This window comes from Salegentibacter sp. BDJ18, assembly GCF_017579965.1.
Lineage (GTDB): Bacteria > Bacteroidota > Bacteroidia > Flavobacteriales > Flavobacteriaceae > Salegentibacter.
Genome location: NZ_JAFLQX010000012.1, coordinates 23,749 through 32,603, shown reverse-complemented (window position 1 = coordinate 32,603; position 8,855 = coordinate 23,749). Strand labels below are relative to the sequence as shown.

Annotated in this window: 5 protein-coding genes; 1 reads left to right on the top strand and 4 read right to left on the bottom strand. The window is 36.8% G+C overall.

Features of this window, described 5'->3' with window-relative positions; translation table 11 throughout:
- Window positions 1-378 precede the first annotated feature (378 nt).
- The 4 genes from J0871_RS07160 to J0871_RS07145 form a co-directional block, all read right to left on the bottom strand.
- Entirely contained in the window at window positions 379-2,295 is a 1,917-nt protein-coding gene (locus tag J0871_RS07160; protein WP_208224510.1) for a putative porin, read from the bottom strand.
- Between the two features lie 110 nt (window positions 2,296-2,405).
- Window positions 2,406-3,125, bottom strand: a complete 720-nt coding sequence (locus J0871_RS07155; protein WP_208224508.1) for a hypothetical protein — start codon at window positions 3,123-3,125, stop codon at window positions 2,406-2,408.
- A 28-nt stretch (window positions 3,126-3,153) separates the two neighbouring features.
- Window positions 3,154-4,635: a RagB/SusD family nutrient uptake outer membrane protein gene (locus J0871_RS07150; protein ID WP_208224506.1), complete on the bottom strand. Its 1,482-nt coding sequence runs from the start codon at window positions 4,633-4,635 to the stop codon at window positions 3,154-3,156.
- Between the two features lie 11 nt (window positions 4,636-4,646).
- Window positions 4,647-7,889 carry a SusC/RagA family TonB-linked outer membrane protein gene (locus J0871_RS07145; RefSeq protein ID WP_208224505.1) on the bottom strand — a complete coding sequence of 1,081 codons (3,243 nt, stop codon included), beginning with the start codon at window positions 7,887-7,889 and terminating at the stop codon, window positions 4,647-4,649.
- 352 nt (window positions 7,890-8,241) lie between these two features.
- Here J0871_RS07145 and J0871_RS07140 point away from each other — a divergent pair, with 352 nt between their 5' ends.
- A complete protein-coding gene (locus J0871_RS07140) occupies window positions 8,242-8,829 on the top strand; it encodes a ribonuclease HII (RefSeq protein WP_243870422.1) in 588 nt (195 codons plus the stop codon).
- The last annotated feature ends 26 nt before the right edge of the window (window positions 8,830-8,855 follow it).

The following is an 8,855-nucleotide window of genomic DNA, read 5'->3' as shown; positions in this document are numbered from 1 at the left end:
ACTCCCGTTTTAATTAAAAACCTTCGCTGTTTTTGCGGCTGCAAATATACACCCTCTTTTGATTCTGGCAAGTAAAAAAATAAGTTTTTTTACTTTTATTTTTCTAAGCTTTATTTCCTTAAAAAAAAACACCGTATCCCAATATGTAATGAACTTTCCACTCTACTTCTCAACCCTCGTTGTGTCCCAAAGCGGGTGCAAATATACTGCTGTTTTTTAGATGCACAAGACTTTATTCAGTTTTAGATATTTTTCAGGAAATTTCAGTTGAAGTTAGTTTATTCTCATAAATATCATGCTTCACACGCACCATCCCTTCTAATTAAGCAAACAATTGGTTAAAAAACATTCAAATGAGAATTGCTTCCGAAGAAAAAATTAAAGAAAAAAGTTCCAAACCACACCAAATCGAAGTAAAAAGTCTCTATAAGGATAGCGCGGCGCTACAAAGTTGTTATTGGTATCTAATAAAGAATTGATATTTTCCAGCTTAAAAAATATTCGAGTCTGATCAACTTTTCCATTAAAAAAGAAATCTACCACGGGATAATTTCCAAATTCGGCTGAATTCTGCACATAGAATTCGGCCAGAACAGGATCGTAGGCATTCATATTATAATTAGTAAAGTATTTAAAAGTAAATCCTGTTTGGAGGTATAGGGCTTTGTCAAACCATTCATCTTTATAATAAATAGAATTTCGGGTAACAAATTCAGGAAGATTTAGCACCGACTTGCCATCTAGAACATTTTGATACATTAAAGTATTATCTATGGCAAAAAGGCCAAAATCAAAATCTTTACTTGTTTTTAGTTTTAAATAACGCACCTGATCTCCTGCCTGGAATGGCTTTACTAAAGAATCTTCTCCTTCTGAAAAATAGGTATAGTTTTGAATTTGCGTTAATCTACCTTCAATATTCAACAACTTTTTAGAACGTAATTTTCCATAAATACTTTGCGTATTTACATTATCAAATTCATTCTGCCAATTGTAATTAATATAATTACTCTGATACAATAGGAAATTATAATTGGGCATATGGCTATTTTGATTAACCCCAAACTCTAACCTATTTTCTTCATCTAAACTATAACCAGCGTGTACCGAAAAATAGCTCCCCGTAAAATCACCGGCAAGATTAAGCATGGCATCTGCCTCTACATCAAAACCACCTATTTTCTTTCTATATTCTCCCCCTATTGCATAATTTGATCCCGTAAGTTTATTATTAATTGTATCGCTTTCCCTTATATAGAATGTTTTATAACCGTATTCAAAATTCTTAACGGCGGCTTTAGCTTTTACTTCTCCCAGGGTTTTGTTAGACCATTGCACATAAGCTTCATTATAAAATTCGGTTAAACGCACCCGGTCCCTTAAATTATTTCGTTGAAAAGAAGGACCAAAAATATCGTTTACTGCATTAGCTTGTAGAAAATCGAATTTCTTATAATCATGATTAAAAATATGACCAACCTTTAATGCATTAGACGAAAGAGTATCTGGCCTGGTAAGGTGATAAAAATGATCCAGGTAGAAGCGCTTTCCGTATAGTGTGCTTTCGGCATTCTCGAAATTCATTGCCAGTAAGGAGCGATCTTCGAACTCCTCTTCTTTATCAATATATTGCTGAACCGCCAAATCTGAAAGTCCGCCGTTTTCCTGATTCATTAAATCGTGTGAAACAAAGTGCGTTCTTAACTGATATTTTCTATCCAGGGTTTTATAAGTTAAACCAAACCGAAATATCCCTGTACTTGTAAGTGCATTTTGATACCTACCTAATGCGCGCACACCTTTATAGGCTACAGAAAAATTTAACCTTTCTGAAGTATTAATAGTAAACAAAACGTCTAATTGCTGGCCCTGTTCTGGGACGGTTTTAAAATAGGCCTCTGTTACCGGCGTAGGCACGTGATAGTAATAAATATCCTCTATTTCTAAAAAATTATAATGCCTGGCCTGAGCCCCGAATTCAGGATATAATTTTTTTGCATCAAATTCAGCCCCCAACCGGTTATAAGTTTGGCCGGTATTGGAAAAAGGCAACAATTCAAAATTATCTTTTCGACGGTAATTGAATTTATAATCCTTTTCTATGGTAAGTGTAGTATCTACGAAAGTAGTATCGTTAGCTACCGAAATTATTTTGTATGCAGAAATTGGGGGTTTAATGGTGTCTTCAGCTTTAGCATCATCAGCCTTCTCACTACCCGGGGAACCAGAAAGTCTAGTTTGCGAAAATCCTATTAGAGGAATTAGGAATAAAAACAGCAGTGTATAAAATTTCATATATAAAATGGACTCCCACAAAAGTAAAAATAAAAATCACAGTAAACAGAAATTGATCTAAACAAAAAAACCACCCCAAACGGGGTGGTTTCATTATTAAATTGGTATGATTATTCTATAGTAAAATCTACAGAAGTACCTTCACCAAAATCTCCGTCAAAACTAACAAGTTCTGCATCATTATAAGTAAGAGTTACAGAACCAACTTCTGGAGCGGTAAGACCATCTCCATAGGCATCAGTAATTGAAAACGTATAATCTCCGGTATCCAGACACAAATTTCTATTAAGCATTGGAGTCCCATCAGCATATCCACTGCCAGAGAAAACAACTGCTCCTTCAGCATCCATTACTTCCCAGGCAGTCTCACTTGCCCAGTCATCAAAAACAATTTCAAGTTTTGTTTCAGGATAAGGGCAAATCTGATTTACAGTAATAGTCATAGGATCACCAACAGAAAGATCAGCTTCTGGCTGCAGTTCAAGAATTAAAGTTTCTCCATTTGGTCCCAAATTCAAATCTGAAGCCTCAATAGATAAAGTACCCTCATTGCTGTTGGCAGGGATAGTTACAGTTCCAGGAACTGTGTAAGCTGCGGCATCTAATGTTGATGCTTCGGCTACCATCACTCCAATTGTTCTATCAGAACCAACGGTATTTCCTGCATAAACTGTCACATCAAATGTGGCAGAACTTCCAAGATCCACACCTATACTACTTGAACTATCTTCAAAGGTAACATAGTTTGGCGCGTTAAAATCGTCCTCATAATTACAACCAACAAAGGTTAAGGAGATAGCCGCAATAAATAACAATAAATATTTTTTCATAATTTATTTATGTTTTAAAGAGTTAAGACTAGTCGTTTTGTGAATTAATAGCAGGATTATTTTGAATTTCAGATTCTGGAATTTCAAAAGTTAATCGTTCATCATTATAAGGAATTGGTTCTCCTACAAAAGACAAGTGATTAGCACCTCTAACAACAGTCTCTTCATTTCTCTTAAGTGCAAGATAAGATTTCCCCTCACCCCAAAGTTCTATTCTAGTTTGAAGATAAATTTCATCTAAAAGCGCCTGTCCAGATAGACCATCTACATAAGAAGAATCATCTATTCTCTGGTCAAGAAGCGTTTTAAGAGTAGAAATAGCAGTAGCTTCATTACCTAAGTTTGCAGCTGCTTCAGCATGCAATAGGTACATTTCAGCAACACGCATATAAACGTAATCTGTAGTTACAGGAGACTGCCCACCAATTACACGTGCTTCATCATAGAACTTGTTTATTGGCATAAGGTCTGTATAAGCGCCTGCGGGAGCAGCAAATTGTGCTTTACGCACATCGTCTTCAGGAATTTCGGCATAAAGACCTGCATCTATGGCTTTTGCATCACCAGCCCAGGCATAACTATAGGTATAGTAATCCATTTGTCCCCACCAAGAAACAAGACCAAGGTCGTTGTCTATAGTAAGATCAATTCCCCACATCCATCCTGGCGTATTAAGATCATCAAATCCACCAAGAACTTCGTCTGAAGTCATTATAGAAAATCCACCATTAGTTATAGCCGCCTCAGTAAGGTCAAAAACTGCCTGCCAGTTTCCTTTAGCACCTTCAACATAGGCTTTAATTCCCTGAGCTACTTCTTTATTAATCTGGTTTTTCCCACTTCTTTCGAAACCATCCAGCAAACTTATTGCCGATTCTAAATCACGGTCTATAAGTCCGTAAATTTCAGACGCAGGAACTTTTGGTCCATTCTGATCTTCAAGATCATCATAAATAGGCAAAATTTCTTCTGAAGGATTGTAAGACTTCTGGAAGTATTGTGCCAGGTAGAAATAAGAGTGAGCTCTCATAGCTTTCGCCTGCCCTAATATATACTTATTTTCTTCAAGTTCTGGTTCCGCATCATTACCACCAAGAGCATCAATTACCGTATTCGCCGAACGAATAATTCGGTAATAATATCTCCATGGCATGTAATTTCTGGTACTAGTAAAATCTTGCAGTGCCTGAAACTCAGTAATATCTGAACGATACCATCCATAAGTACTTACCGATAAAGCTAAATCTCCGGAAAGCATATCTCCGTAAATGTCATACCCTTTATGACCAAAGTCATCATGGTTTGTTGTTCCACCAGTTCCAGTTTCAATAGTTAAGGCATAGATACCTGTCATAGTACCAGCAACAACGTCTGGATTTACCTCTGCTGCTTCAGCAATTTGGCCCGCAGTAAGAAACTGCGATGGCTCTTTTTCCAAGAAGTCTTCGCTACAGCCTACGCTTAAAAGCAGACCTGCCGCAACTCCCGTGATTTTTAATATATTTTTCATAATTCTTTTTTTTAAAATTTAACTCTCACACCTGCCGTTAACGTAGTAAGCGGCGCATATAATCTTCTTCCTGAGTTACCTGATTCACTTGTGTTAGGAAGGAAACCATCTCTTGCTGTTTTTACAAAAAGGTTATCTCCAGAAACAAATAAATTAATATAGTTAATTCCTGTGTTACCCAATAAATCCTCAGAAATAGTATAGCCCAATCTTGCATTATTAAGAGCAAGGTAATCTGTACTGGTTAAGAAACGAGTGGAAGTTGAAGTTCCATTAATAAATGCGTTGTCTGTAAGTGCAGGAACATTGGTAATATCACCTGGTCTCTGCCATCTGTCAGCAATATCAGTATGGAAGTTATTTCCGGCTGCTCCAAAACGGTCAGACATTAATTCTCCATATTGAGCATCATAAGCATAACCTCCTATGCTATAAATAAACTGAGTAGAAAAATCGAATCCTTTATAAGCTGCTGTTAAACGAAACGCACCTCTTAAATCTGGTATGGCATCTTTACCTACGTACTTATCTGTTGCATTAGCATAAGTATCTGTAATTTGTCTTTCAACAGTAGCATCCGGATTATCAGCTAGATAAGGAGTCATAGATGGAATAGATTCCTCACCAGAGTCTAAGATTCCGTTTCCATTAGCATCATTGAAATATTGATACCATAGGGGCGCACCGTTAGCAGGATCAACTCCAGCGTATTCTCTCATATAAAAATCATAAATCGAGCTACCCTTAGAATATCCAAAATAAGAGGCTGAATTATCTAAAATCCTTGGTTCACCAGTTGAAGGCTCTAATGGCATTCTCTTAATTTCATTAGTAAGGATTTCTCCGTTAATATTGAAATCTACCATCCAATCTGCCGTTTTTACAAGGTGAGCAGTAAAGTTCATTTCTAAACCTGTATTTCTTAATTCACCATCATTAACAGTAATTACTGCAATACCTTGAGAAGGCCCTACACGACGCTCGAAAAACAAGTTTCCGGTGTTCTTTATGTAGTAATCTACTGTAGCATCTAACCAGTTTCCTAGTCCGAATTCAACCCCTGTCTGGAATTGTTTAGAAGTCTCCCAGGTTAAATCAGGATTACCATTCAATCTTTGAGAAACAGATATTCCTCCAGCCAATAGACCTAAATTGAAGGTATCGTAACCAGGATAGTATGAGTTCTGGGTAGTAGTAGGAATCTCTTCACTACCAGTAGTACCATAAGAAGCTTTTACTTTAAGGAATGAAACAACATCGTTATTAGCTAGGAAATCTTCGTTAGAAGCAACCCAGGCTAAACCTCCTGAAGCAAAAGTCCCCCATTTCTCATTTACGAATCGTGACGAACCATCGTGACGAACAGATCCTGTAAAGAAATATCTTTCTAAATAATTATAATTCACTTGCCCGAAATAAGACTCTAATGAACGACCACGAGTGTATCCAGTTGGCGGAGATAAATTTTCAACAAAGTTATTAAGCTCATATATATAAGGACTTACAGAAGTTCCTTTATACTGAGTAGATATTGATTCTTCAAATTCATTACTTTCGTGAGCTACTAAAGCATCAAAAGAGTGATCCCCCCATTCATTGTCATAACGCAACAACTGTAAAAAGTTTGTTGTTAAAACTTCAGTATCTTCGGCGAAAAGATCCCCACCAGTAGATGCACCACCACCATAGAAAGGATTTCTAAAGTCCTTATTACGACTGTTAAAGTACTGAGCACCAAATCTTGTTTCAAAGGTAAGGTTCTCGGTAAGGTTAATATCTAAAGAGAAGTTACCGTTTAATTCGTGTCTGTCAGTACCATTAAAATCATACAACGCTGATCCAATTGGGTTCAGGTTATTTGCATTTGGACGCGCACGGAATCCAGAATCAGAACCGTAATCGTATTGATTACCTCCAAAAATTGGATCTGGAACCAACTCAAAATTATCATCTCTTAAGAAAACCGGGAAAATAGGTGCCATCTTATCGGCAAATTCAAATAAGTTTTCAGAGCCAACAGTTTGACCATTCGCAAGAGTTTCTGAATAAGCATAACCTATATTAGCACCAACAGTAAGCCATTCTTTAACATCAGACTGCACATTTAAACGAGTAGTATATCTATCATAGCCTGTGTTAATTGCGTAACCTTCATCATCCAAATATCCTACAGATGCGAAATAAGAAGTTTTTTCATCACCACCGGCAAATCTTACGTTAGCTTCCGTTCTAATCGATGCTTCAAATGCAAGATCAGTATAACGTTGCGGAGTATATCTACGTGTAACTCCATCACGCACCATACGAGTATCAGGATTTATCAATTCTGATACTCCAGCAACATTCCACATATTATAACCTGCAGGAATATAGTTGTCTGTAAATAAGTTATTGTTAGCAAAATCTACTGGATTTGGATTACCACTTATAACTCCACGGTTATAAATACCTTCCCATACATATCCAACATACTGCTCTGGTGAAGTAACAACGTCGTATCTCGGAATCAACTGATCGTTAATACCAGTTTTTACATCAACTTCAATGTAATCTTCACCAACTCCACCTTTCTTGGTAGTAATAAGCACAACACCATTTGCCCCTCTGGAACCGTAAATTGCAGTTGCAGTTGCATCTTTTAATATTGTTGTACTTTTAATATCTGCAGGGTTAATAGAGTTAAGACTTCCTGAAAACGGAACTCCATCTACCACATATAAAGGATCACGATTACCATTAATAGAACCAAAACCTCTAATTCTCACAGTAGATGTAGTACCAGGCTGTCCGGAATTGTTAATAACATTCACCCCGGCAACCTCACCGGCAAGCGCCTGAGTAACATTCGAAAATGACTTAGCCTCAATATTCTCTGCTTCAATTGTAGTTGCAGTACCGGCAAAAGCCTGTCTTGTAGTGGTACCATAACCTACAACTACCACTTCATCAAGTGCAGCGGCATCTGCCCCTAAAGTCACATCATAAGAATCTGACGTGCCAACAGTTATTTCATAGGTAGTGAAACCTACATAACTAAAGACAAGAACACTTCCTTCTTCTGCCGAAATAGTGTAGTCTCCATCAAAATTAGTCTGGGTACCATTATTAGTACCCTTCTCAATCACGTTTACCCCGGGTAAGGGCAAACCATCTTCATCGATGACCGTACCGGTCACCACTTTTTCCTGTGCAAAAGTAAATTGCACTACAAACGCTAATAGTAGCGTAAGAATTCCATGTAATTTGTTTTTCATTATTATTTAAATTTGAATTAGCCTACGCCAAAAATCATAATAAATTCTTAATAAACCAAAACATTTTTTAATTGAATTATCATTTCCATTATTAAATCATCTTTAGAAGATGTAAAATAGAGACCTTTTTAAAGGTGTTTTTTTTACGAATATTGCAATAATACCTTAAATTTGCACATCGGGCGCGCTCAGAACTTTATGAGGATTTTAATAAGAAAAAGGCAATAATACCTTCTACCTATCGTTTGTGCGCAAAATTCTGCAAGCCACTACAAATAGATATACGAAGAAAAAGAAGTAATAGTTTTGTTTTAAACCCGAAATCTTTGAATTTTTGCAGATCATGTTAAAGATGTTTAATCTTCCCTGTCAAATAGCCGGCACCGATGAAGCCGGGCGCGGTTGCCTTGCGGGACCTGTAACTGCTGCAGCTGTTATTTTACCAAAAAGATTTAAAAACAAGTTACTAAACGACTCTAAACAAACTAAGTTAGGCGATCGTAATAAACTAAAAGAGATTATTATGAGTGAGGCTATCACCTATGGGATAGCCCACGTATATATGGAAGAAATTGATGAAATCAATATTTTGAATGCTTCCATTCTGGCTATGCATAGAGCCATAGATCAACTAAGCTGCGAACCTGAGCATATTATAGTAGATGGGAATAAGTTTAAACCATATCGCAATATTGCCTATGATTGTATTATAAAGGGAGATGGGAAATTCCTGAGTATTGCTGCGGCTTCTATTTTAGCCAAAACTGCAAGAGACGAATTTATGCAAAAGGTGCATCATGAATTCCCAATGTATAACTGGCAACAAAATAAAGGTTACCCTACAAAAGAACATCGCCAGGCAATAAGGGAGTTTGGCAGTACGCCATATCACAGGAAAAGCTTCAAACTTCTACCCGAACAATTAAAACTTACCCTATAACTTCTATATTTGTTGAAATTCTTAGT

Coding starts and splice junctions, on each gene's coding strand:
- J0871_RS07140 (WP_243870422.1), top strand. CDS start 8,242: ATGTTTAATCTTCCCTGTCAAATAGCCGGCACCGATGAAGCCGGGCGC.
- J0871_RS07150 (WP_208224506.1), bottom strand. CDS start 4,635: ATGAAAAATATATTAAAAATCACGGGAGTTGCGGCAGGTCTGCTTTTA.
- J0871_RS07145 (WP_208224505.1), bottom strand. CDS start 7,889: ATGAAAAACAAATTACATGGAATTCTTACGCTACTATTAGCGTTTGTA.
- J0871_RS07155 (WP_208224508.1), bottom strand. CDS start 3,125: ATGAAAAAATATTTATTGTTATTTATTGCGGCTATCTCCTTAACCTTT.
- J0871_RS07160 (WP_208224510.1), bottom strand. CDS start 2,295: ATGAAATTTTATACACTGCTGTTTTTATTCCTAATTCCTCTAATAGGA.